Below are 23667 nucleotides of genomic sequence, written 5' to 3' on the forward strand. Positions count from 1 at the left end.
GCAGTATGGGCCGTAGCAGTTTCTAGGTCTTACGAAAATTCCGCCACTCGATCGCGAATAGTAACTCCAACTTGGAGGAGGAAGGTTACGTCGGAAGAACGTAGGTGAGCCGATATCATAGGGCCGATAATGTCGATAAATTGCGTTGGCCCCCTGATAGTACGGATAGACCAAGGTCCTTGGTGTTATTTGATAGTACTGCGCATTACATTGGCCCGTGATTGCAAGGCCGCAGAAACTAATTGAACCTGCCCAAAGAACGAGACGATTAAGGAGCTTCATGGCAGACCTCCTCAATACTTGAGTTGGCCATGTTACTCTGCCGTCAAACCGTTCTAAAGTGGTTCGCATAAAATAAGTGACTGGCTGCTCTCCGGCCCCTGGTAGCCAGGGAACGCTTCTCATCAAGAGCTTGCCGCATGTGGCGAGCCGATTGCGCAGGTATTGAATTGAAGTCTTTGGAAGATTTCCCATAAACTCGGTTGCGCGAATGGCAAATCCGGGACCGAGCGGTCCTTGATATTTAGCAAAAACGGCAGATCCGAACGGATCTACCGTCTCCACGCGCCCTTGGTCTTATAGGGACGCGATGTACTGGAGGCGGAGGTTCTGGTCCCACCCGCCGTTGAGCGCATCGAGGCGGTTGACGTTCACGGTGAAGCCTTTCTCCGTGACGGCCGTGACGGCGATCCCGAACGTGTCGGCGATGTTCCCCGTGTAGTTGGTGCCTTGCAGCGGTGTCGCGACGACGACAGGGGCTTTCGGGAACGGCGTCCCGAAGGTCACGGTGTACTTGTAGGTGCCCTTCGTGCCGCCCTCCGGGACGAGGCTTCCGGCGGCCGAGCTCCCAAGCGTCGCGATGCCAGCGATGGTCTCCATGATGACTTCCTCCGTGGATCGGTGATGCGGACAGTCGCCCATCGCAAGGACGGCTGTCCACTCGAGTCTTTCTTTATTGTACGTGAGGAGAGCGAACAAATAACCTACTAAGTCTGGTAGCGTCGGTAGATCCAGCCTCCTACCATTCCGGCCGCTTGTGCTCACAACCAGCATCAACTGGGATACCTTCTCGCGATAGAACCGCTTCTGTCGAAGATGTGGAATTGTCGATTAATGACGTCGGAATTTGACCGACCAAGCACTCTGCCAATTGATTAGGCACGATCCCGTGTCTACGACTCGCAAACAGCGTCCGTATGATCGGGACATGCTTCCAACAGGCCATGAAGCCTCACCCGAGCGCCTCGAAGAGTTCAGAGCGATCTACAAAGAAGCGTACGGAGAAGGGATCATCCGGCCCGAGGCAGCTGAAATGACCCGCCGACTCGTCGCGCTCTACCAGCTCCTCGTACGACCTTTGCATACCGACGAAGGGGGGCCAGCCTCTCCATCGCCTCCTCGTCTCGATTCAGCACAGCCCTGATGCAATCAAATGTATGTTGCCCCTCTTCGGTCTTCGAGTATTGCGCTATCTCTTTTGCCAGCTCGGCAATTGTGCCCCGTGAAGTTCGAACGTCGTCGACGACTCCCAGCAAAATTGCCAAGCTGGCACAGTCACACCCCGTTCACATATGGATCTGTAGAGATTGGGAATAGAATTATACAACTGCATTGGATATTTTGAGGTGCTTACCTGACGAGAACACGCCGGCGACGACGCGCGACCTTCGATGCTCGCACACGGTAAGCACGTCCTTGAAAACTAAAGGTGCTACCTCTCTCGATCAGAACTCGGTTTTCCTAACGCTCTACCCAGCTCCCCGACGGTGTCGACCATCTTTGCGAATAGGCTCGTCGACATCTTGTCTGGCTTGATATCCTTGAAGGCGGTACGCACCTCCAAATTCCATCCAAACGCCTTTTCGAGGTCATCGATTCTAACGTTTTCCGGAAGTCCCGTCGCGTCGATGAGTGCGGCAAAAGTTGCCTCTGACGGAGCTGCAATGCTTTCTGACTGAGTATCCTTTGAGCGATGCTTCAAAAGCTCGACCAAGGTATTTTTACCAATAGGTGTTCCGTACTTCAGATAGACATACATCCGACCGAACCGAATTGCATGCCTGCGCGCAAACAAGAGAGTTGCCTCATGAAAGAACGCGCGAGAAAGAGCGGCGAAATAGTAGATCAGTCCGGCGGTAAGACCACCGACGACTACAGTCCGGATGAAATAGACGACAACGTATAAGGAGAAATGGTCTGTCAGAGGAGGCTCTAACGCACTCAGCGATTGAAAAAGAATAGCAGGATCGGAACGTATAATCGTTGCGATAGCGATGCCCGCAACCAATGCTGCTAAACCTCCACAGGTCACACCCGACCGGTAATAATTTTTCCCTCGTTCAGTGAGATGTATTTGAGCTTTTTCGACAAAGACGTCTGTCGCAGCGAGTTGAAACGCGTTTACTCGTTCTTCGCTAGAGTGTCGTTTGCGCTGATCGCTTAGTTCTGACGCGCGCCGTTTAAGGTCGAGATGAACGACGTCCCAAGAAGAAAAGGAAGAAATGGGCAATGAAAATCTCCACAACAACTGCCATAAAAAAGGAGGCCATAGGCCTCCTTAGTACTCAGCGCGCAGTGATACGGGTAATTTGCCTTCCTGGCCGAGCCGCAGATTGACTCCAGTGACGGACCCCGGTTGAAAATAACCTCGAGCGCTATCAGTGCGAGTGTGAGCCCCACGATACCCAGGATGACTAGCACTGGTACCTCAGCGAGCCGCATAATTAGCGGGAAACCAAAGAGCATCAGAATTAGGAGAGCGTCTCCCAGAAAAAAATCGTAATCGTTACCGAACAACATCTTGATTTCCTTGCCTCACAACTTCGGACCATCCCGAAGCTGAATTGGCAAGGAAATCGAATGCACAATGCCTTAAAGTTGCAAATAAGTCAAGTTCTCGCCGACGTAATCCCGGGTCTATGGCTCACAAATGGCGTGCGTACGATTCAGATATGCTTTTGCCGACCAGCCACCAAATCTCACCCGAGCGCCTCGAAGATTTCAGAGCGATCTACAAAGAAGTGTACGGAGAAGAGATCACCCGGCCCGAGGCAGCTGAAATGACCCGTCGACCCCTCGCGCTCTACCAACTCCTCGCCCGACCTTTGCATACCGACGAAGGGGAGCCAGCCTCTCCATCGCTTCCTCGTCTCGATTCAACACAGCCCTGATACAGTCAAACGTATGCTGACCTTCTTCGGTCTTCGAGTATTGCGATATCTCTTTTGCCAGCTTGGCAATTGTGCCCCGTGAAGTTCGAACGTCGTCGACGACTCCCAGCTGATGTGGAATGCTTGCCGTTTGAGCGAGCGAAGCAAATGGCTTCTTGGCTTCAAACTTGAGTATTTTGTCTTTCAAATAAAGGTTCGAACATACCGTTTGAAGTATTTGCCGTTTTTCTCGATTGTTACCGTTCCTGAACCAATCCGCGGCTCTATTCCTGAACAATACGACCTCGCGAAAAGGTTCGAACAAATTTGCTCCTCCGCTTGTATCTGATAGCGTATGTTGCAAGCGGATTTGTTCTTCTTGCAGCTCTTGGCGCCGGCTGACAAATTCCTCGTCGGTCAAGAGGTTTCGAAGCCGCAAACCGGTCAACTCATTCATTTGACCTTTCACATTGTCCAAAGCCTGCCGCAGAGACCGTTCGCGCGCTTGAACTTCGAGCTTGAGTTGTTCGTCGTCGATTGCCATCTCCTGGCTGATCCAACGTTCGATCCTTGAGTCCACGGAAACGGATCGCAGAAGCGCAAGAACTTGTCGCTCTAGATCGTGGAGCTCAACTGATGGTTCGGTGCACTTTTTGTCTAGTCGGGGTCGAGAGCAATGGTAGTAGACATAATGCTGCTGATAGCGGTTCAGTTTGTGCTCGGCGGTGATGCCCAAGCCGCAGGCGCCGCATTGGATCATTCCCGTAAATGCAAATGTATGATGCTTTGCTCTTGGACGGTTAGGACGATCGAGCATTCGGCGAACCCGCCGAAACTCGTCGATTGAAAGAACTGGCTCATGCTTACCTGGATAGATCTGTCCATCCCAGACAATCATTCCGGCATAAAACGGGTTGCTCAGAATCTTGTAGACGGAGCTCATCGCAAGCGGCTTGCCGCCAGACCTCTTGCGTTTTGGTGTCAGAAAACCCCACTCATCACGGGCCGCTAGAGCGATCTCCTTTGGAGTGTACGCCCCAGTCATCATCAATTCGAATATCTTGCGCACCAGAGGGAAAGTTACGGGGTCCTTAATGATTGTCCTGGTCGCGCCGTCGTTTTGATATCCGAGCGGCGCCTGGTTAGGGCGCCAACCGTTTTCAATTTTTGTCCGGTTTCCGCGCTTTACGTTGTCCGATAATGCGTCAGAGTAGTATTTCGACTGACCGAACATGATCTGCAGCATGAACTTGCCTTGTGAATTGTTCTCGAAAGTGTAGGTCGAAAACTTCAAGTCCTTGATGACACCGCAGTCAATCATGTAGATGAGCCGCCCTCCATCAATCGAATTTCGAGCAAGACGATCTGGCGCCCACGCAATGATCCCGTGAGCCGCCCCCTTCTCGATCTGAGCGAGCATCTCATTGAATCTCGCGCGCCCCGGCGCCTTGGCGCTGAACGCCTCTTCGTAAAGTCCAGCGACTTCGATGTCGGGCCTTCCGCCGAATGTTCGCTGCAACGTAGTCAGCTGGGATTCGATCGACGCGACCTGCCGATCTTCGGCTTCCGACGATTTTCTACAATAGATGAAATACCGCATATGTGGCTGGACTCGCGATTCTAGAATCGGAATCGAAGTTGCGCGAATCGGATATCCACATGATGTGTGATCGTGGACCATCTTGGAGGGGGAGCGATATGCCGACCTGGGCAGTATTTCCCTCCTGCGAACTGACCAGAGGATTAGATAGCCTGGTCAGGTGGAAAGCAACGCTGACGCAAAGAAGATGATTGTACCGACGGCATCCGCGATCCTTGATGATGGCAGCATTGTTGAGATGGCATTCCACCCAAAGAAGCGACGAACAGTTTTCGCGATTTATACTGCCGGGCGTTGGACGCTGTAGGATGGTATCGACCTCGGCTCCGAAGCGCGACTCGTGCCATTTTCTCCGAACAACAACTTGATCAAGAATGACGTTGTATTGCTTCCATCCGAACCGTCAATTTATGGAAGCGAGGGGAAACTGGTCGCGGATGTACAGGACTTCATTCACCGCCACGTAGACTTCAGCTCATCATTTGAGAAGGTGGCGACGTACTATGTCCTACTGACGTGGCTCTATGATGCCTTCAATGAGTTGCCGTATCTGCGATTGCGCGGCGACTATGGCAGCGGCAAGACCCGCGCACTACTGACGATTGGTTCGCTTTGTTACAGAGGATTTTTCGCGAGTGGCGCCTCTACCGTTTCTCCTATCTTTCATACGCTCAACGCCTTCAGAGGAACGCTCATTTTCGATGAAGCCGATTTCCGCTTCAGCGACGAAAAGGCCGAGATGGTGAAGATTCTGAACAATGGAAACGTCAGTGGCCTGCCAGTGTTGCGGACCATGATGAACCACCAGCGCGAGTTCAATCCGCAGGCTTTTCACGTATTTGGCCCCAAGATCGTGGCAACGCGCGGCAGCTATGACGACAAAGGATTGGAAAGCCGCTTCATAACAGAGGAGATGGGCTCGCGAAGGCTGCGCTCAGACATTCCCATAAATCTACCTGAGAGCTTCAAGGACGAGGCGCGCGATCTTCGCAATAAACTATTGTTGTATCGATTCCATCGAAGAATGGACATCAAGTTGGACGAAAGGTTAGCGGACCCGCGACTCGAGCCGCGGCTCAATCAGATCTTGCTTCCGCTCCTCAGCGTCGTTTCCGATGAACGTTTGCGCACAGAGTTGCGCTCTATGGCGCTGGACGCACAGCACAGTTTAGTTGCCGACCGCGGTTTGCTTGTTGAGGCTCAGGTGCTGGAAATTCTCGCCGAACTGATGGCTGGCTCGGATCGTTCGGTGGTACCCGTGTCCGACATCGTCGCGATATTCATCGAGCGGTATGGCTTTGAGTACGAGCGGGCGATCACCAATCGCTGGATCGGGAGCATCCTTCGAAAGCGGCTCAACATTGGCACTTATAAGAGTCACGGCGTATACGTCGTGCCAATTGGAGATCGCTCCAGGTTAGAGCTGCTGTGCACTCGCTATGGGGTTAGCGTGATCGGGGGGGCTCCGCCGGCGGTATAATAGGGGACATGGGGATGTGGGGACTGTCCCTCGAGCAGTCGTTGCCCGCACCCATACACATCACAAGCAAATCGCTACTCCCTACTGGCGGCGGCCTTGAGGTCCGGGAGGACGTCCCCACGTCCCCTCGTCCCCGTTTTCGCGCCGCTCCGGAACCCTCAGCAGTTTGCCAATTTGGCAATTCTTCACGTCTACAGTGGCCAGTGCAGTTGGCACATCATGGCACGTGTTTCCCGACGCCTAGTCGGCGAACAGAAACCATGAAAACAACAAAGCCTGTCAACTACTTACGTTCTCGCCGCCTTCGTTGGGGCCTTTCGCAGGGCGAACTTGCGTATCTCCTGGGATGGCCCAGGCCGGACGTCATCTCGCGGATCGAGAAGAAGCAGCGTCCGCCGACTTTAAAGCTCGTCATTGCCTGCTTCATTCTGTTCGGTGCTCCTGCAGCGGAGCTTTTCCCGGATATTTCGGCAAGCATAGAAAACGCCGTGATGACACGCGTCTGGGAGATGTACGAGGAAATCCAAGGCGATCCATCCAGGAAGACGAGAGCGAAGATCCAGTTGCTTGAAGGGGCCATTGCACGATCGGAAAAGAGGAAGAACGAGCCCCGCTCATGAACTTCCGAAAACGATACGAGTTGGTCCTTGCCGTTCATTTTCAATCGCGCGGCTTCGCGTTTGTGCTCTTTGAAGGTTGGCTATCGCCGGTCGATTGGGGAGTGTACGAGCCGCGAGGCGACGAGAAGAATGCACGCTGTCTGGAACGCTTCCGTTCATTGCTCGAATTGCACACGCCCGATATACTCCTCTTGCAAGACATGTCGGACCGTGGCACGAGCCGCGCCAAGCGTATTCGAGACCTCAACCGCTCCGCAGCAGAGTTCGCAGAAAAGTCGGGCATGCTCGTACGTGCGTACTCGCGAGCGCAAGTCATCGAGTGCTTCGAAGAGCTTGGTGCCGTTACGAAACATCGTATAGCGGAGACGATCGCGAACCATATCCCTGCCCTCAATCTATCTTTGCCACCCACGCGAAAGTCTTGGATGAGCGAAGACGCGCGCATGGGAATTTTTGATGCCGCTGCCTTGGCATGGCTGTTCTTTCAGTCGCTTGGCAAGCGCGAAAGCCGAGTGCGAAAGAGCGATTTCCCGCAGTGAGAAGGAAGACCTTGTCCTGAGTCAGAATGCCGCACTCGCACTCGATTCTCATCGACGGCTGGCCGTGATTGAATGCGTTCATCTACGATCGAAGCTGCTCGCAAATTATCGCGCCAGTTCGGTTGGGGGATAGGTGCGCGAAGAAATTCGGCGCGGCTTCGCCACTACTACGTTCCATAGCGCCTGACATGGAGTAGTAGTGATGGTTAGATTATTGAACATCGTTGTTTTCACCGCGGCGGCAGTGGCCCTCGCCGGATCGGTAAATCCTCCGGCGTTCGGTCAAACGCCTACAGGGCAGGGTCCTCCTGCGGTCTTAAAAACGATCACCCCTGAGGCGTCGAAAGTGGACTCGTTCCGCTCGCGTCTCCAGGATCAGCAAAAGACCTTGGAGTCGTATGGGGCAAAGATATCAGGCTTGGTGGATCGCCTAAAGGCAATGTCCGGTGCGACGGTAGAAAGCCGAATTGCTGAGGTTCGGAGCTTGAGGGACGCATTGGTTCAATTAGGCACCCAGTTGCAACCAGACGCACCGTTATCCCAAAGCATCGACCAATATCAGAGTTGGATTTCAGCGCAGATGGGGCGTGTCAACAATCAACGTTCTACGCTTGGCCCCGAATTCGTCCAAGAGCTTGTCCGCCGATACCAGCAATATCAACAAGAGGTTACGCGCGCGCGGGAATCGGTCAGCAACCACTCGAATGCAATTGATCACGCTCTGAAAGAACTGACGACAGCCGAGCTACGCGCGGCGGAATTGTTGATGGCCGAAGATGCCGCTAGCGCGGTCAAGGAACTTCTTGGAGTGTTGGGCAGTGTCGGACAGACGATCGAAGAGATTCGCAGCAATATGCGGAAGCTCGGAAACGCTGGCGCTTGACGCCGGTTGCACCTTTTGACCTGTCCGCTTCGGCTTTGGCGGACAGGGCCATCAATAAGATCGGGAGGTTATCGTGCGCGTAGGACTTACATCTCTGATAGTAATTGTCGGATGTGTTGCAACAGTCGGCGCAGTTCCAAGAAGCGTCCACGACAACGTGATGTCGAGCACGGACGCTCAGACCGTTATGAATGAAACGCCAATCACCCCACCAACGGTGACGCTGAATCAACTAATCGATGAGGTACCCGATGGAGAGATTGTGATCGAACTCTATAAAGGTGTTCGCACGATGCGGGATATAGAAGCGGCAAATGAGTATGTCAAAGCGCAAGTCATCAAGGCCCAGTCTATTGTCGCTGACATTGCGCGTTTGCACGCTGCTACCTTCAGCTCGTGCGACGGCTTGGAAGCGCCGCAAACCGAAGCGATTACTAGGAAAGCGCGGCATTTCTTATCCACTCTCGTCCGGGTTGATCGCGAGCTCGCAAATTCGTTGGCCGCCACGCAGCAGGAAGTAGAAAGCGAACGGCCCGGCTCGTTCAGGGCCAAGGAGGATCTAAACCGACTTGTACTTGCGGTCCATGAACTCGGCCGCCTGCGGGTGCAGGCAGAGGAGATCGCGAAGGCTCTTGGGAGCCTCGGCGCTGGTATCCATGCGGCATATGCCTCGTGCAGGTCGACGTCGGTGCTCCCACTGTTCGCGGAACGCGACGCGCCAGCTGTAGGATCCCCTGAGAGGCGATCGCAGGCGTTGTCGCCGAAGAGCGCCATCAAACCTGCGTCCTCGCGGGTACTGCGTCTTGCCCGGTAGCCATCTCGAAAACTGCTTACAATCCGCGCCAGCCACTGCCTGTACGACCGCTAAGAGCCTTCTTACCCCTTTTTATCCCTTGCGTTCCCGAACCAAAAGATGGCCAGAATGAGAAAGGGCACAATTGGCGCCTGACCGCTTGCCCACAGAACGGCGAGACACCTAGCTCGCCGTTCATCTAACTGGCAACGTCGATGCCATCGGCAGGCACCGCAGAGACAGCGCCGGACCTTCCACCGGAGGTGGTCCATAGCTTCGGTGGCGTTAGCGGCTATCTAATCTAGCTGATCGGTCAAGAAGCGCAACCGACAGCGGCTGTGCACGCAGCGTCGACGGCTCGGTCACTACCAAGAGCAGGGCGCGAGGCTTCGGCCCCGATCGCATTGCGATTGTCGTTCGGAGCTGTACTCGCCACAAGAATGACGATGTGTATCCCGTTACGAAGCTGAGAGTGCTTTTCAACACCGAGGGAGACTTCTCGCCGAACGACAAATCTCGAAGCGCCCCCCTTTGGCCAAATCGGCGAGAGGTAATTACATTTGAGGAGCGGGAGGAGGAGTTGCAACGATGTCGCTTGCTGCCAAATATCGAACCGATCTCCCTAGTGGGATCGAAAAAATTGTCGCGCGGCTCAAAGACGGAAAGTCCTTCGTACCGTTGGTCGGCGCTGGACTATCGTATGACGCCGGAATCCCGATTGGTCAAGGCGTCGTAAAGCTTCTCAAGACGCAGTTTCCCGACCGTCTACCGAACGACCATTATGAATATTCCGAGGCTTTTAACGCTGCTCTTCCAGGCCCTGAAAACAGATTTGAGCGGCGTAAATTCTTTGAGGCCCTTTGTGCTGGTTACAGACCTGGGGTACAGACTGGCCTCTTTGCCAACCTCATTGAGCATGGTGTCTTTCGCGTCGTACTCACGACAAATTTTGATCACTTGATCGAACAGGCGCTGGTCGCGTGCTCGTCACTACCCATTCAGATCTTTGTCGACGAAGAGGCATTTTATCCAACTGTACCGCTGCCGAGATGCCCAACCATTCTAAAAGTCCATGGCGATTTCTTGTTCGATGATCTGGCCAACCTTGAGATGGAGATGCAGCGCAAGCTCTCCGACGACATGAAAACCAAACTGATCGATGGTACAAGGAATTCAGATCTCATCGTTATTGGATACGGCGGGCTCGACGAGAGGGTAATGAAGTTTCTTGAGCAGCGGGTAGCGACTACAACCGCACGGGTCTATGCCGAAAGCCGCATCTGGTGGCTGATCTTCGATCGCAAAGAGTTGGAGAATCCCTTATTTGAGCGTCTCATCCAAGTTGGGGACAGGCATAATTCGAGAGTGACTCCAATTGGGCCGGCAAGCGCTAAGCGCTTTCTCGAATGTTTGGCGCAGACGTTGAATTTGCCGGTACTGACGTCCTATCCCTTTGGGATTAATCCCTCGTTCAAGAATCCGCTTACAGCCTATACCGTAAGATACTCACGAAGTCCTCAGGGCCTTCCTGTAAGGCAGGCCGAGCCGTATATGGCGGCCGCGGCCAACGATGTGGTCGGGAAGCTCCAGTCGCGTCAGCCTATTTGGATCGCGGGGGCTCCTGGATCGGGAAAAACTCAGATGCTGTTCGAGGTCAGTAAGAAATTCGGCGATAGGCCACTTTTCTATTTTAGTCCCAAATTTTCAGAGTTACCGATTTGTCCACATTTTATGACCGACCTCCGCACTTTCGCTGAACAGATTGGAGTGAACACGCTGGCCGTTGCTCGATCGAGTGAACTCTACCAAGCGATTTTCGCCAATGATGCAGTACTCCTTATCGATGACGTTGTTTCCGGCCATTTCGAGACGGACGCAGAATGGCTAAGAGCGCTGGGCTTGTTGATCGATGCCTTTCTTAAAGAAATGGCGGGCAATCTTGTATTTACTTGCAGCCTTTCCCTTCGGCGATTTATGGAATTGGTTCCTATTCGTGTATTCGGTGTCCTGTCAGAGTTCAAGATAGAGCGAATTGGCGAGATCGAGCGCCAGAATCGCTACGTGAGTGAGATAGCTTCCAAGGCATCGCAGATCGAGGATGCCGCCGGAGACGTAGTTGCCGCGATGTCTGCCCTCCGACATGCTGCTCCGCGCGAGGTTTGGGCGCGATTAGTTGGAACTGACAAGTTTGAAAGTCAGTTCACATCACTGGAAACTAGCGGCCTACTGGAAGCAGCGGGTCAGAAAATTCGACTCCGGCAAGCGGCGTGGGAGGCTTTACGTAGTAGAAGGCCGCCAACCAGAGAATACCTGCGCACCGTCGCAGATACGCTGGCGCGAGGCACGCAGGAGTCCGTGTCCCTGAGGCGAGAGCACTACCTGCTCGAGGCAGAACGACTATATTTCGATGCCGGCCAAATCGCCCGCGCATTGGAATTGATAAGTCTAGGTGCCGGGAACGCGCATGGGACACCGAATGTGAAATTCTACTTGGATACGCTAGAGAATTATGGCGAGCTGTTGAGTAAGGAATCATCCCATCTCTCTAGTCTTACACCTCTAGCGCGGGTTGAAATCCTCACAAAAATATTCGGTCTGCTGGTGAGGTGTTGCGATCAGCGATTTGACTATGACATGTTTGAGCGACTGCTATTGCACGGTCTTAAGGAAAGCTATCTGCATCTTTACCTCGCCTTTCGACGGCGCATTGAGGGACAGCTCGAACTAGCAATCCAAGAGTTGAAAAGTGGCTTGCGTGTATTGGCCTCGGCTCGCGAGCGCGAAATAGAGGGTGCGCTACAACTAGCTCTTTCGGCCTCTTATATCGATCGTGGTGCGAGCGAACCTGACGAACGAGCTCGCCGTTCGTATTACACGAAGTCATTGGGCTGGGCAAAAGCTGCAGAAAAAACATTCCAGACTATAGGGGACCTGGTGTCGATGATGCGCGCCACCGATAACGAAGCCGGAGCACTAGTTTCTTTAGGCAGATACCAACAGGCCCTTGAACTATTGAAGGAACTACAAGATAGGAAGGTTGGCGAGCCAGGATTCAATGAAGACAAGGCAGTTATTTACGGAAATATTTATCGAGCGAAGTTGGGACTCAACGAGATTAAGAGTTCAGAGGGTTACTATTTTGAGAGCCAATTGCAGAACGCGTCGATGAGACGATGGGATGGAATTTGGTCGAACTTACTGTGGCTTCTCTGTACTTGCCAAGAGAACCGCGGCAATCCGGATTTGCCTACAGCAGAGTCGGTTTTGAACCATCTTGAAAGCGTAAGTCGCTTTCGCACAGCGACTTAAGAATTGCTCCTAGCTTGGGACGAATATCCAATGGCGGTTTAGTTGTTGGATACCTGCGGTCGCAAGAGAAACGGGACTGCCTAGACACTAGGCAGTCCCGGAGCGGGGATAAACCCGAATAGTGATAGCGGTCATTGCTCAGGCACGAATCCTGTCGCCGAACCATAGGAGTCGAACGGATAACTCCAGCAGTGGCCATCGAATGCGGCCTCTTTCTCAAGCGAGAAGAATGTCGGGACATCTGCATACGGGGAGTCATCCATACCATGCTCCAAGAACTCATCGCCCGCACACTCTATTCCGAACTCTTGTACATGCACAAACCGATCGGGATGGCTCAGTAGAATGGCTCCGACTGCAAACGTGGTTAATCCGAATTCACGCGCACTGAATTCGTCTCTTGCGTGGCGCGCTGAAATCCCGCAATAGCGGAACCCAAGTTGAGCTGGAACAATGTGAATGTCGCTTGGCATCTCTCTTGCGATTTCGGCAACTGCCACCGCCGTACGCTTACGAACTCGTAAGCGCTCCGGCGTGATATACCCTTCACGGTAGGTCCGAAGCTTCGTCAACTCAGCGAGCTTCTCCAGTACAAATTGTACGGCACGGCAATACTGATCGCTCGGACCATAGTTTTGCGAAAAATGCTTCTTCGCAACCGCCTCGACGCTAGGGATCGCGAACCAGGCTTCGGCGCCTTTTGGAAGTTCCGGAAGGTTAGCTGCAAAGGCGTGCGCCCACATCGGATCAAGCTGAAAGGCGTTTGCGATTACCTCTATCTGGGCTTCGATCGGCCGCGGCCGATATCGGTTTGGGTACGCATAGCGGGGTTTTGCCTCACTGTCGGATTGTGACTCAGTATGACTGGGTGAAGTTCGTTTGAACATCTTGATTACCTTCAGCCCGATGTTCGGCTAGGGCGAGCACCCGTCTCCCATGAGACGAGCTCTTCAAGGTCCATGCCGATGAACCACGAAAAGCTCGTCTCTTGTCAACGAGCCCCGGAAATGCGCGACCCAGTCACCCTTGGTTCCTCCGAGGCTTGCACGACACGTGAGCTTGCCGGAAATACTATACACGCATAGGCTGTTCTTCGGTATTGACACTCACAACGAAAAGTGTCGCATTGATTCTTGGCGCCTTGTGCTGCGCGTGCATCGCAGGGTGGCCAAAGTAGATTCGTGAAACGCGTTCGCGAAAAGGCGAACATTCGCCAAGTACTAAACCAATTTTACTTGCCGGCCCGTTCCATCCTCCCAAGTGTATGAAATCGGATCAATCGCGCTAAGTTCGTCGCGTATTGCGAACAAGAACAGACTTGGTCCGACACTTTGCGGGACATTCAATTGTAGAAGCGCTTCTCTCATCGAGCGTGCCCGGCGATGATCGGTCGTGACCGTCAGAACCCGGAATGTCTTCCACCCAAATTGGATTTCATGCTGCATGGCCAGATGAGCTGCAAGGTACGCGCGCATCTTGCGCTCGAAGCTAGTTTGCGAAGCGTCAGCGCGGGTTATTGGCATAGTTCCCCGGTCGATCTCCACCATGAAGCAGCGGCGTGAACCATCGGGAAACCTAATGCCAAATATCAGATCTGGCACAAGCCCAATCTCCCGAGTTTTTCCGTTATACGATACGCCGACACGCATTGCGAGTGGATTGCGCGCGCTACGCGTTTGCTCTGTGAATGCGACGATTAGTTCTTCGGAATGGATGAGGCTGATATCACTGCGCTTGTGAACAGCCAGCTCAAGTGCGACCTGAAAGTCAACGATCTCCAGTTGGTGTTCGATGAATGGACGGCCCGCCTCACGGTTTTTCCGACTCCATTCAATCTTTGCCGCAATTGTGCCGCCACCTTGGCTCAGCAAATGCGCCCCAAGATCGGCAATTGCGTACACCATTGGCGCCGACCCCGCCGTCGGATAATAGTCGAGCTGCGCCCGCGGACGATCAATGTATCCGGCGTGAAAAAGCCGTAACAGGCGATCATTCGCGCGGTCGAGGGAACGGTCGACGAGCGCGGCTATGTGAGTTGATCGGAGGAACCGATATCGCGCGAGCAAGCGCAAGATAATCACGTCATTATGGGTCAGGCGAAAGGATAGCGGCTCCGACGCGCGGCGGAATCGTGGTCGACGTGTGCGCTTCGTATCCGTAGCATCCTGCATGTCGAGCAGCATACCCGAGCCAGGATCGCGTTCGAATATGCGTCATCGACAGCGCACCAAAAAGTGAAACATGATCATACTGTCTCACGGAAGCACATAGTCGCACATAGCGAACGACCAGAGAAGCGCGCCCCGCCGAATTCAACTGACCCAGACGATAGGGATCTGTACTCTCTTTCCAGGAGGAGGTGATACCATGGACATAGATGTCAAGATCGCACGCGTTAAAGAGCTGATCGCGAAACGCGAGGAATTGAATGCTGAACTTCAGGAGTTGTTCGCTGGCTCTCTGAAGGAACGCCGCGCGCCGAAATGCTCGAATTGCGGCGATGCTGGGCACCGAGCCAACGCGTGCCCATCAAAACAGGCCGTAGCCGTTCAATGAACTTCAAAGCCCGCTTTCGGCGGGCTTTCTTCTATCCCGCTATGAGCGCCAATCGTCGCCGCCAAGGTCTGACGCTGTCGCCGGTCCGGCAGTAGGCGGCTCTACTAAGGTCGCACGCCGTGCCCCCGCATCCGTCTGAGCAGCTGTCGGCGCCTCTGGCCTGACCGAATAGCGCTCTCGGATTCTCTGGCGAACGGTAGCGCGTTCAGCCGGCGTCATGCGCGGCATCGCATTCATGTCGATCCCCGGCACGCCGACCGACACCGCCGCACTTGTCATGCCGCGGATGTATGCTGCAAAATGATACGGCGGCTGATTGAGAATGAACTCTGGTGTCGTTCGCATGTCGCGCGCGAGCGCATGAGCAGCCGCGTCGCTGATTTTGGAAGCGACTTTTATAGCGGTCGCACCATACAGAGCATCAAGTACATGCGGCTGCATTTGCTGCAATCGTTGATGCGCGAGGACTAAGCCGACGTTGAGCTTACGTGCCTGGTCCAGGATGACCGGTATTTTGGGATCGCGCTTGATGAAATCCTGGCACTCGTCGATGTAGACGAAACAGGGGAGGCGCCTCTCCTTTGGAAGAAGCTGACGCTTGTGCGCGGCCAGCAAGATCATTGAAATGAAGAAGCGGCCCACGATCTCCACGCCCTCCTCTTGAAGGAGGCTTTGCGGCACGTTGACGAGAATAACCTTCCCAGCGTCCATTTCCGTGAAAAAGTCGAACTTGGATCTTGGCGCTGCAAACATCCGAGACAAAGTGCGGATGCGTTTGACGGCAAACAGGCGATCAACGACCTGCTCCTTCGTACGGTCAAACTCCTTGCTGTTGAACTTCAGCTCAAAGAAACGCCGAGCATCCGGATCGAGCTTGGACAGGTGCTGCTCGAATTGGGTGAGGCCGCGAGGCTGCATCAGGTCGATGAGGGTATCGATCGTGGCTGACGGAATGGTAAGCAGCAGCTCGATCGTGAAATGGAACAATGTGTTCTGACGGCTGGTCATTTCCGCCGACAGCAACGAGCTGAAGATGTAGTCGTACTGCGCGAGCACGGCGTTGCGGAAGCCTTCATGCTCGGCGGAGGAGTAGGACTGCGTCTCCTCGATTCCTACGTCGAAAAGATTGAGCGCGACCGGCCATTCTATGTCTTCGGCGTCAATGACGACGAGCTTGCCGTCGAGGCGTTCTCCGGGCGCGAACGCCTTTAACCCTTCGATCGCTTTGATGAGGTCGCGGTTGCTCTCCATTACAACGATTGACGCCTTGTTGTTCGCTACGAGCTCCAGATCGCGCATGATGAGGTACTGGAGGAGCGTGGACTTCCCAGCCCCGGGCGGGGCCACGATCCACTGGTGCTCGAAGCGAGACTTTTGGGGGAGTGCGAAGGGAATGGGGAAGAGAAAGAGGTCAACGAAGGGGGTGCCCTTCAGATACGTCTCGACCAACTCGATGGGCGGAAGCTCGGAGTCCGACGCGTAGATCATCGGCCTTCGAGGCTTCTCATCTTCGGGAGCGACCCCAGAGGCCTCGCACAAATTGGCGTACAGCCGTTCATACAGCGTCGTAAAGAGACCTGCCTCAACGTTTTCCTTTCTGCAGATGGTGCCGATAATTCGACCCACAACGTCGCGAGGGCCGTGCAATAGACAGACGAGCGGAACCGTGAGCGGCGCGGCATCTGCGCTCTCGGACAAGGCAGGCAGGCTGGAAATAAAGCCCCAACATGCATCGCGCAGGGCCGTAATGAGCAGATCGCTTACGCGATCGTCATTGGCGAGAAAGTGCTGCTTGGCACGCAGGATGCGGCGCAGGTCTACGTGTTCCTTGATCGAGAGCGTCGCGCTGTTCAGGTCGATTTCCGGGAAGGAGAAGACGGTCGTCTCGAGGGCGAGGACCGCTTCTTGGCAGCGATCCAGGGCCTTCACTAGCGTGATTGACGTCGGCAGTTCAATGACCTCCCCAACCTGCTCTGCAATGTATGTATTGACGCGAGCGATCGAATCCTCACGTGCCCACATTGATCCGAAATGAGCCGCGCGTACTTCATCATACAGGGCGATGGTCTCCGACAGCTCACGTGCCCGCTCATCCGTGAAGCGCCTCAGAAACGGAGTGAAAGGTGACGGAGGTATGTACTTTGGAAGCTTAGAACTCAAGGACCTCCTCCCGTCCGTCAAAGGTCTGCGCCGTTTCAAGGTACGCCTTGAGGTTCTTGCATGCATTGAGAATGGCCGCTTCGGCGCCAAGCAGTTCGTCGAGATCCTTGCATTCGATGTGTTGACCGCTCATCAGGCTTTCGACGGTGATTCGAAGCGAGAGCGCCATCATGGCGGCGCTTGCAATTCCGCGGGCATTTTTCCAAATCGAACGCCCAACGGTGCTATTTGCGCCCTCATCGAAATGACCGTAGGCGGCCTCACCATGTTTCTTACGCGCCTCGCTATCGTACACGACGAGCTTTCCAAGACCGTACTTTCCCACCAATCCCTTTTCATCGGGCGTGAGGTCGGTGCGTGCATCGAGAGCAAAGATGATCTTCCCCCCAAGCATTCCACCCGTGCGCTGGGAGCGTTTGAGCTTTAAATGCATGGAGTAATCCTTCCCTGCAAAATGGAAACGGAGCATGCACGCTCGAGAAGTAAAATGCCAGGTGTACCCGTTACAGGATTCCGGGTTCTCTCACGTTCCTTACTAAAGGCCGATGAAGCTAGCGGCGCCCTCAAGTGAAGCTTGTCCTCCTCATGAAGCGATTGATGAGGCTCGGACGAAGTCTGAGATGGATCAATCGCGAATACGAGGAGGAACATATGAACCGCGCTGGCGCGCGTTGTGCGTCAGCACAACGGAAGTCGCGCGGAGAGCCCCACCTTATTGCTTAAACATGGAGACGCATTGGTGGGCATGCCTACTGTTCACCCCGCCTTACCCTAAAGGCGGGGCGTTAGGAGGGGCGTAAGGGGGCTGGTCACTAACCCCGCGACCTTAATCGCCCAACAAGAGGAAGGGCTGGCTTTGGAGGGCCAGCCCCGCTCCTACTTTGTTGGAGCGTCGGCAGGCTTGGCGTTTGCGTGAGAGTCAAGCCACTCGATGATCTCATGCAGCCACCAGACCGGCGGGCTGTTTCGGTGTCGGCCGAGTTTGAAAAACTGCGGAGCCTCTCCACTAGAACACAGCCTGAACCAGTGCGTGCGGCTGTAGGGAATTCCAAGTGCCTTAAGTCCACGCCAGTTGACCACTTCCTTACCAGTCATCGCTGAGCTCCATTGGGTTGGAGCCGTCGCGACGGCCGTTAAGTGTCAGCCGACGGGGCGATGCTATCTGAAGTTGCGAATTAGGTGGTCAACTTTTTCAGGCGCGCTTCGAACATTTGCAGCGCACCGGTGCGTCTCAGGTAGGTAACTATACCTGCCCTATGTCGACCAAAAACGGTTTGGGAACGGAATTTGCCGGGGAACGTCGCGCAGACCGCCGACCGAGCCCCACCATACCTTTCCGATTGGCCCGATCAAGAGCGGACAGCCCCCGGCGTCGCCAATTCGCTGTTCGTTTCCACCGGGCTAGGCGAATTACTTATTTCTTGCGCGCGTTGATTGTGGTTCTCTCCCAAAAGGGGGGAACGAATGGATAAAGGAATTTCAATAAGATACTATCGGGTTGAGCGTGCAGAGCAACATCACCTGACCTTCGCAGGAACATTGCAAGCCATCGCGGCTCTCGGAGCGCCGGGCAAGCGCATGAGAGAGCACAATGGGATGAAGATACGATTGGAGCGCTTCGCCACGCCAGCCGCAAAAATCTTCGAAGGGGAGTTCGTTCGACTTCAGGAAACTGACTATCCTTCGGAAGTGCACGAAAACAGCGTCGCGGCTCTCCAAACGGCGCTGCCTCTCGGCCATCATGTCGCGTTTGTTTATGATGAGAGTCGACACGTGCTCGCAGCTCAGTACGATCCGCGCACCCTGTCACTATCGAGAGTGAATGGCTATATAAGCTGCTTCCCGCCTCACACTTGGTACCTATTTACACCATTGGTACGGAAGGACACGTGGAACCAATTCATCTCGACTCCGCCGAAAAAGCTTCGTTTTGCGATTGCAAATCCGGAGGACCTTGACCACCTCACGGGAGCGAACAAAGCCGTTTATGAGAACATCTCTCAGATGGCTAAGAATTACAGTCCGCATCTAATTGAGATTTCCATGTCGATGGGGCAGTCGAAAGGTGCCCTTCAAAAGGCACATGAAATCGCGAAAGACCTTCTCCGTCGGGGCGATAACGGCGATATCGACCTCCGAAAGCTGAAGGGAAAGGGAGCAGAGCAGCAGGAAGAGTTGGATTTGTTAGAAGAGGTGCTGACGGAACGGATTTCGCTCGATCTCCCTCGCAATGATCCGAACCAAAGTTATCAGCTTAGGCTTGCGGCACTACACGCCGGCATGAAGCGCAACAATGCCAAGTTCTAGATTTCCCACCGTTGGATATGTGGTCGAGCGCTTTGGGCCGCTCGGCTGCGTATTAGCTTGGCTGATCGCAGCTTACTTTCTACGCCGCTGGCTCGTCACGAATATCAATTCGGGTGAGATATCACTATCCGGACTGTTTTCGGCGGTGTTCGGCTGGGCCGCAATACAAACGGGCTTCATTTTTAGTGTCTTCGGCTTCGTCACGACGAAGACCGGCGGGTTTATCGAGAAATTCCGAGGCACCAATGTGATGGCTCAGTTCCAGCTTTACACTGAGCGAGCCATGTACATGGGCTTCGTTTTGACAGTCTACTGCATCCCACTCATGGTCTTGAAAATCGATGTATCCAACAATTGGGTTTACTGGGTCGTCGTTGCTTGGTTCGCTGCATTCATCTGGGCCTTCACGTCCTTCCTTCGAGTCGCATTGAACTTTGGCCGCTTGGCGATGATTCCCGATGCAGATTATATTCCCGGCTGATCTCGCCGCCCTAGCGCAGGCGCCATCGGCAGTGCTTAACTCCGTGTCGACGGGCTTTAAGCTCGCGAGTATGGTTCCGCCTAGAGTGATCCATACAGAATGACAAAACCCGCCCCGGTGGGCGGCGAGTGCGTGCCCACATCGCCGGCTGTTTAGCGTCGCTCGAGGGCATGCTGGTGAGGGGGGCGATGGGACGGCCGATAAGTATCAGCCGACGAGTTGCGGTATCACGTGCTGCAGAATGTAGCGTTCGAAATTTTCCATCGCGAGGGCCATTTCGGGTAAGTAGGTGTGCCTGTCATATATGACTTCAACGTCGGAGCGAGACGAGATATGGTTGACTAGGCGCTCTGCGATGTGAGGTGGGGTGCCGATGCGGGCGTGAATGGTGCGAAAGGTGCGGCGCAGGTCGTGAAGCGTCCATTTCCCCACGCCGCTAACCTTATCGAGCGCCTTCTTGCTTTTGGACCAGCCGTTAAACGGCGTAGCTCTTCCGCGAGCGGGAAATAGCAAGGCGTCGCATGTGAGCAGGGGCGCCAGGATGGACAGAGCGATATTGCCCAGCGGTAGCTCATGCTGTCGTTTGTTCTTGGTGAGCGTATCAGGAAGGCAGATCGATTTTTGATTATGCGAGACGTAGATCTTTTCCACGCCTGCGATCTCATTTTTTCTTTGGCCGGTGAGCATCAAGAGTTTCACTATCGTGCGATAGCTTTCCGGCATGTCATGATGAGGCTCGGAGCAGGCAATCCAAATTCTCTTCAGTTCTTCGTCGGAGAGGACGCGCGTACGAGACGGGACCGAGCGCCGTTCAATGCCAGTCGTCGGGTTTTCGGTGATGTAGCGTCGGTTGGTGCACCAGGTGAAGAAGGTGCGCCCCACGCGGAGAGCCGCGTTGAACTCCTGGGATGTCTTGATCCCTTCAAGCCGTCGAACGATCTGGTTGTGAGTTACCTTCCCAAGCTTTCCTAGAATATCGAAGTGACGTTCGAGGCGATCCTTAAGGTCCTGAACGGTGCGTGCACGTCGCGCCTTCTCTTTCTCTTTCAAGAAGAGCTCACGCGCCTTCTCGACGGTTATGGACTGGGGTTGAATTCTGCCAAGCGTCTTCTCGGCGAGTAGCCGTTTTGCCTCGCGGCGAGCCTCCGCAAGACTAATGAGAGGCCATCTGCCGATTGCCCTGCGGGAGTTATGGGTTTTGAGGATGAAGGTCTTCGCGCCTCCTCGAGACACACGGCAGGCGAATGAGGGAAGTGTCAGATCCCAATAGTCGACCGTGCCTTGCGCAGGGGCTGGCAAAGACCGTAGGCCGACATCAGAGAGCTTAATCCGTGGCACTTGCTTGGCACCTTGAACAGGTGGATTGGAGCGATCATCAGTGTTGTACCTAGGAGGAGAAAATGCAAGAAGAACGAATAGCTTACGGTGGCTATGACGAGTGGCGGTGAACCTAGGAAAAGAGCTGTTTTCGTTTTCCTAAACCGTAGGTCGGAAGTTCGAGTCTTCCCGGGATCGCCAGCTTTTCGATGACTTAGCATTATGGGGCGGAGCGTGGTGGTTTCGCAACGCCACGCATTATGAGCTGATTGATCGGCACCCTCCCAAAGACATTCGTCGCAACCATATTGCTTTGGGGGCTGGCAACGGCAACGCGCCGGCGATTCGGGCCCTGCGTCGTCAGCGATCTCAGGGATTCCCAAAGTGCCGGCTAGCACGGCTCGAAGACATCACCACATCGAGCTATGGGCAGGGGTGTCGCTTGCCATCGTATCCGAGATACGTTCCCGAAGCCGGGTCGTACGAGCGATATTTTTGTTCGCAATAGGACGAGCCATCCGCAGAGTCGTCGTAATCGCCGTAGTAGCCGTCGTCGTAGCCGCCATAGTAAGGCCAGCCCGAATAGGCGCCCAATGCGAAGGCGCCGCCAAGGCCAAGACCCCCGCCGTAAGCCCATGCGTGGCGGTAGCGATGCCGGAACCCGGCATGATGGAATTGACCGCCATGGAAGCCGGCGCCGGCCGCGATGGGACGCCCGGCCTGATGGAGACCGCCGGGCGCATGGAAGCCGCCGGCGGCCCGGAAATGACCAGCTCCGCCGTGGAAGCCTCCGCCGCCTCCGAAGTGCCCACCACCGTGAAATCCGCCGCCTCCGAAATGTCCGCCACCGCCCCCATGTCCACCGCCGCCATGTCCGCCGCCGCGCGCAGAGGCAGCCTGTCCCGGCGCCAAGGCTGCGCAAAGAGCGATCACGCCAAGCAATTTCAGTCGTTCCATCGTTTTTCTCCAACTACATGATGTCGGCCACGTCTCAACCTTTGCCGGACACTCATTGGCCCGAGACCTGCCGACGACTCCATGTTTGCCGGATGCGCGCTCGCCGTCTTTTCAATAGGCCGCGGATGTTTCAGCTTTGCACGTGAAGTCGGAATCCGAGCGAACAGGCCGCTGATATTGTTGACCTGAGACCGGTTTCGTAAAACATGCGTTGAAAGTTCGAGCAGTCCCGGGATCGCCATTTTGTCATGGGCAATCGTCGCTGTTTGCCACGCTCGTCGGCGCAAAATTTGCTAGAAGCGGAAGACTTCCTTCCTGGCCTTGCCGACGTGCCGGCCACGCCTCGCTGCCCTATCCGGAGATACCAATGCCTTTCGACTTGATCCTGCGCGGCGGCCGTGTGGTCGACCCGTCCCAGAAGCTCGATGCCGTCACCGATGTCGCCTTTGCGGGCGGCAAGGTCGCCGCCATCGGCACCGGGCTTAAGGCCGATCCGGGCACCGATGTGCGCGACGTCTCGCGTTATATCGTGACGCCGGGGCTGATCGATCTGCACACCCATGTCTATTGGGGCGGTACTTCGCTCGGCATCGACGCCGAGGAATTCTGCCGCCTCTCCGGCGTCACCACGGCGGTCGATACCGGCAGCGCCGGTCCCGGCAATTTCGCGGGCTTCCGCAAGCATGTGATCGAGCCGAGCCAGGTCCGCATCCTCGCCTATCTGCACGTCTCGCATGCCGGCATCTTCGGCTTCTCGCACCGGATCATGGTCGGCGAGAGCGAGGAGTTGCGGCTGATGAATCCGATCGAGGCGGCCAAGGTGGCCGATGCAAACCGCGACCTCATCGTCGGCATCAAGGTGCGCGTGGGGCTGCACTCCTCGGGCACGTCGGGGATCGTGCCGCTCGACATCGCGCTCGAGGTCGCGAACGAGGTCGGCATGCCCCTGATGGCGCATATCGACCATCCGCCGCCGAGCTACGAGGAGGTGCTGGGCCGCCTGCGTCCGGGCGACGTGCTGACCCATGCGTTCCGCCCCTTCCCCAATACGCCGGCGACCGCGCAAGGCACGGTGAAGAAGGCGGTGCTGGACGCGCGCGAGCGCGGCGTGCTGTTCGATATCGGCCACGGCAAGGGCTCGTTCGCCTTCAAGACCGCGCGCGCGATGCTCGCCAACGGCTTCTATCCCGACACCATCTCTTCCGACATCCATCAGCTCTGCATCGACGGCCCGGCCTTCGACCAGGTCACGACCATGTCGAAGTTTTTGTGCATGGGCATGGAGCTGTCGGACGTGATCGCGGCCTCGACGGTGAACGCGGCGATGGCGCTGCGGCGTCCCGAGCTCGGCAGCCTCAAGCCCGGCTGCGTCGGCGACGCCACGCTTGTTACGGTCAGGCAGGGCCAGTTCGACTATGAGGACGTCGTCGGCGAGCACCTGATCGGTGATCGCAAGATCGTCTCCGAGGGCGTCGTGATCGGCGGCCGCTGGTGGCATCCGAATTAGGGCTTTGCC

General features: G+C 55.2%; 20 protein-coding genes and 1 pseudogene. 11 read left to right on the top strand and 10 right to left on the bottom strand.

Annotated features, from left to right (window positions below; translation table 11 throughout):
- Positions 1–576 precede the first annotated feature (576 nt).
- The 3 genes from ACKWRH_RS03680 to ACKWRH_RS03690 form a co-directional block, all read right to left on the bottom strand.
- Positions 577–879 carry an H-type lectin domain-containing protein gene (locus ACKWRH_RS03680; RefSeq protein WP_167358264.1) on the bottom strand — a complete coding sequence of 101 codons (303 nt, stop codon included), beginning with the start codon at positions 877–879 and terminating at the stop codon, positions 577–579.
- Positions 880–1711: 832 nt separating this feature from the next.
- A complete protein-coding gene (locus ACKWRH_RS03685) occupies positions 1712–2509 on the bottom strand; it encodes a hypothetical protein (RefSeq protein ID WP_445219361.1) in 798 nt (265 codons plus the stop codon).
- Between the two features lie 527 nt (positions 2510–3036).
- Positions 3037–4749: a recombinase family protein gene (locus ACKWRH_RS03690; protein WP_445219362.1), complete on the bottom strand. Its 1713-nt coding sequence runs from the start codon at positions 4747–4749 to the stop codon at positions 3037–3039.
- A 364-nt stretch (positions 4750–5113) separates the two neighbouring features.
- Here ACKWRH_RS03690 and ACKWRH_RS03695 point away from each other — a divergent pair, with 364 nt between their 5' ends.
- The 6 genes from ACKWRH_RS03695 to ACKWRH_RS03720 all read left to right on the top strand — a co-directional run bounded on the left by ACKWRH_RS03695 (position 5114) and on the right by ACKWRH_RS03720 (position 12373).
- Positions 5114–6229, top strand: coding sequence for a hypothetical protein (locus ACKWRH_RS03695; RefSeq protein ID WP_445219363.1), 1116 nt, complete (start codon positions 5114–5116; stop codon positions 6227–6229).
- Positions 6230–6489: 260 nt separating this feature from the next.
- Positions 6490–6849 (top strand): helix-turn-helix transcriptional regulator, encoded by a 360-nt coding sequence (locus tag ACKWRH_RS03700; protein WP_445219364.1) that lies wholly within the window; start codon positions 6490–6492, stop codon positions 6847–6849.
- The gene (locus ACKWRH_RS03705; protein WP_445219365.1) at positions 6846–7388 is read left to right on the top strand and encodes a hypothetical protein; all 543 of its coding nucleotides are present in this window, start codon (positions 6846–6848) and stop codon (positions 7386–7388) included. The genes ACKWRH_RS03700 and ACKWRH_RS03705 overlap by 4 nt, the downstream gene beginning before the upstream one ends.
- A 202-nt stretch (positions 7389–7590) precedes the next feature.
- A complete protein-coding gene (locus ACKWRH_RS03710) occupies positions 7591–8271 on the top strand; it encodes a hypothetical protein (protein WP_445219366.1) in 681 nt (226 codons plus the stop codon).
- A 160-nt stretch (positions 8272–8431) separates the two neighbouring features.
- Entirely contained in the window at positions 8432–9085 is a 654-nt protein-coding gene (locus ACKWRH_RS03715; protein WP_445219367.1) for a hypothetical protein, read from the top strand.
- A 567-nt stretch (positions 9086–9652) separates the two neighbouring features.
- Positions 9653–12373 (top strand): SIR2 family protein, encoded by a 2721-nt coding sequence (locus ACKWRH_RS03720; RefSeq protein WP_445219368.1) that lies wholly within the window; start codon positions 9653–9655, stop codon positions 12371–12373.
- A 131-nt stretch (positions 12374–12504) separates the two neighbouring features.
- On the opposite strand, the gene ACKWRH_RS03725 is transcribed toward ACKWRH_RS03720, so the two are convergent.
- The gene (locus tag ACKWRH_RS03725) at positions 12505–13260 is read right to left on the bottom strand and encodes a hypothetical protein (RefSeq protein ID WP_445219369.1); all 756 of its coding nucleotides are present in this window, start codon (positions 13258–13260) and stop codon (positions 12505–12507) included.
- Positions 13261–13593: 333 nt separating this feature from the next.
- The gene (locus ACKWRH_RS03730; protein ID WP_445219370.1) at positions 13594–14556 is read right to left on the bottom strand and encodes a replication-relaxation family protein; all 963 of its coding nucleotides are present in this window, start codon (positions 14554–14556) and stop codon (positions 13594–13596) included.
- Between the two features lie 184 nt (positions 14557–14740).
- Here ACKWRH_RS03730 and ACKWRH_RS03735 point away from each other — a divergent pair, with 184 nt between their 5' ends.
- On the top strand, positions 14741–14929 hold the full coding sequence (locus ACKWRH_RS03735; protein ID WP_445219371.1) for a zinc finger CCHC domain-containing protein: 189 nt from the start codon (positions 14741–14743) through the stop codon (positions 14927–14929).
- A 39-nt stretch (positions 14930–14968) separates the two neighbouring features.
- Here the strand turns inward: ACKWRH_RS03735 and ACKWRH_RS03740 are convergent, their stop codons facing one another.
- Together ACKWRH_RS03740 and ACKWRH_RS03745 are read right to left on the bottom strand one after the other, a co-directional pair.
- Positions 14969–17089, bottom strand: coding sequence for an ATP-binding protein (locus ACKWRH_RS03740; protein WP_445219372.1), 2121 nt, complete (start codon positions 17087–17089; stop codon positions 14969–14971).
- Complete coding sequence (locus tag ACKWRH_RS03745) at positions 17079–17522, bottom strand: hypothetical protein (RefSeq protein WP_439372693.1); 444 nt, start codon at positions 17520–17522, stop codon at positions 17079–17081. Before ACKWRH_RS03745 ends, ACKWRH_RS03740 begins: the two co-directional genes overlap by 11 nt.
- Positions 17523–18553: 1031 nt before the next feature.
- Here ACKWRH_RS03745 and ACKWRH_RS03750 point away from each other — a divergent pair.
- Both ACKWRH_RS03750 and ACKWRH_RS03755 read left to right on the top strand, forming a co-directional pair.
- On the top strand, positions 18554–19396 hold the full coding sequence (locus tag ACKWRH_RS03750) for a DUF6731 family protein (protein WP_439372694.1): 843 nt from the start codon (positions 18554–18556) through the stop codon (positions 19394–19396).
- The gene (locus ACKWRH_RS03755) at positions 19383–19877 is read left to right on the top strand and encodes a hypothetical protein (RefSeq protein WP_445219373.1); all 495 of its coding nucleotides are present in this window, start codon (positions 19383–19385) and stop codon (positions 19875–19877) included. The genes ACKWRH_RS03750 and ACKWRH_RS03755 overlap by 14 nt, the downstream gene beginning before the upstream one ends.
- A gap of 207 nt (positions 19878–20084) precedes the next feature.
- Here ACKWRH_RS03755 and ACKWRH_RS03760 read toward each other — a convergent pair whose 3' ends face one another.
- From ACKWRH_RS03760 to ACKWRH_RS03770, 3 genes and pseudogenes are all read right to left on the bottom strand, one after another.
- Positions 20085–20927 (bottom strand): tyrosine-type recombinase/integrase, encoded by an 843-nt coding sequence (locus tag ACKWRH_RS03760; RefSeq protein ID WP_439375788.1) that lies wholly within the window; start codon positions 20925–20927, stop codon positions 20085–20087.
- A gap of 108 nt (positions 20928–21035) precedes the next feature.
- Positions 21036–21215 (bottom strand): annotated as a pseudogene (locus tag ACKWRH_RS03765) (tyrosine-type recombinase/integrase); the annotation flags it as partial.
- Positions 21216–21617: 402 nt separating this feature from the next.
- A complete protein-coding gene (locus ACKWRH_RS03770; protein WP_231145450.1) occupies positions 21618–21788 on the bottom strand; it encodes a BA14K family protein in 171 nt (56 codons plus the stop codon).
- 72 nt (positions 21789–21860) lie between these two features.
- Between ACKWRH_RS03770 and ACKWRH_RS03775 the strand changes: the two genes are divergently transcribed.
- Both ACKWRH_RS03775 and ACKWRH_RS03780 read left to right on the top strand, forming a co-directional pair.
- A complete protein-coding gene (locus tag ACKWRH_RS03775) occupies positions 21861–22172 on the top strand; it encodes a hypothetical protein (protein ID WP_445222641.1) in 312 nt (103 codons plus the stop codon).
- 346 nt (positions 22173–22518) lie between these two features.
- A complete protein-coding gene (locus ACKWRH_RS03780; RefSeq protein ID WP_445219374.1) occupies positions 22519–23658 on the top strand; it encodes an amidohydrolase/deacetylase family metallohydrolase in 1140 nt (379 codons plus the stop codon).
- Positions 23659–23667: the final 9 nt, after the last annotated feature.

The sequence above is a fragment of the Bradyrhizobium sp. Pa8 genome (assembly GCF_052588265.1).

Coding starts and splice junctions, on each gene's coding strand:
- ACKWRH_RS03680 (WP_167358264.1), bottom strand. CDS start 879: ATGGAGACCATCGCTGGCATCGCGACGCTTGGGAGCTCGGCCGCCGGA.
- ACKWRH_RS03755 (WP_445219373.1), top strand. CDS start 19,383: ATGCCAAGTTCTAGATTTCCCACCGTTGGATATGTGGTCGAGCGCTTT.
- ACKWRH_RS03775 (WP_445222641.1), top strand. CDS start 21,861: ATGATGGAATTGACCGCCATGGAAGCCGGCGCCGGCCGCGATGGGACG.
- ACKWRH_RS03725 (WP_445219369.1), bottom strand. CDS start 13,260: ATGTTCAAACGAACTTCACCCAGTCATACTGAGTCACAATCCGACAGT.
- ACKWRH_RS03720 (WP_445219368.1), top strand. CDS start 9,653: ATGTCGCTTGCTGCCAAATATCGAACCGATCTCCCTAGTGGGATCGAA.
- ACKWRH_RS03690 (WP_445219362.1), bottom strand. CDS start 4,749: ATGCGGTATTTCATCTATTGTAGAAAATCGTCGGAAGCCGAAGATCGG.
- ACKWRH_RS03745 (WP_439372693.1), bottom strand. CDS start 17,522: ATGCATTTAAAGCTCAAACGCTCCCAGCGCACGGGTGGAATGCTTGGG.
- ACKWRH_RS03715 (WP_445219367.1), top strand. CDS start 8,432: ATGTCGAGCACGGACGCTCAGACCGTTATGAATGAAACGCCAATCACC.
- ACKWRH_RS03780 (WP_445219374.1), top strand. CDS start 22,519: ATGCCTTTCGACTTGATCCTGCGCGGCGGCCGTGTGGTCGACCCGTCC.
- ACKWRH_RS03750 (WP_439372694.1), top strand. CDS start 18,554: ATGGATAAAGGAATTTCAATAAGATACTATCGGGTTGAGCGTGCAGAG.
- ACKWRH_RS03705 (WP_445219365.1), top strand. CDS start 6,846: ATGAACTTCCGAAAACGATACGAGTTGGTCCTTGCCGTTCATTTTCAA.
- ACKWRH_RS03710 (WP_445219366.1), top strand. CDS start 7,591: ATGGTTAGATTATTGAACATCGTTGTTTTCACCGCGGCGGCAGTGGCC.
- ACKWRH_RS03730 (WP_445219370.1), bottom strand. CDS start 14,556: ATGCTGCTCGACATGCAGGATGCTACGGATACGAAGCGCACACGTCGA.
- ACKWRH_RS03700 (WP_445219364.1), top strand. CDS start 6,490: ATGAAAACAACAAAGCCTGTCAACTACTTACGTTCTCGCCGCCTTCGT.
- ACKWRH_RS03735 (WP_445219371.1), top strand. CDS start 14,741: ATGGACATAGATGTCAAGATCGCACGCGTTAAAGAGCTGATCGCGAAA.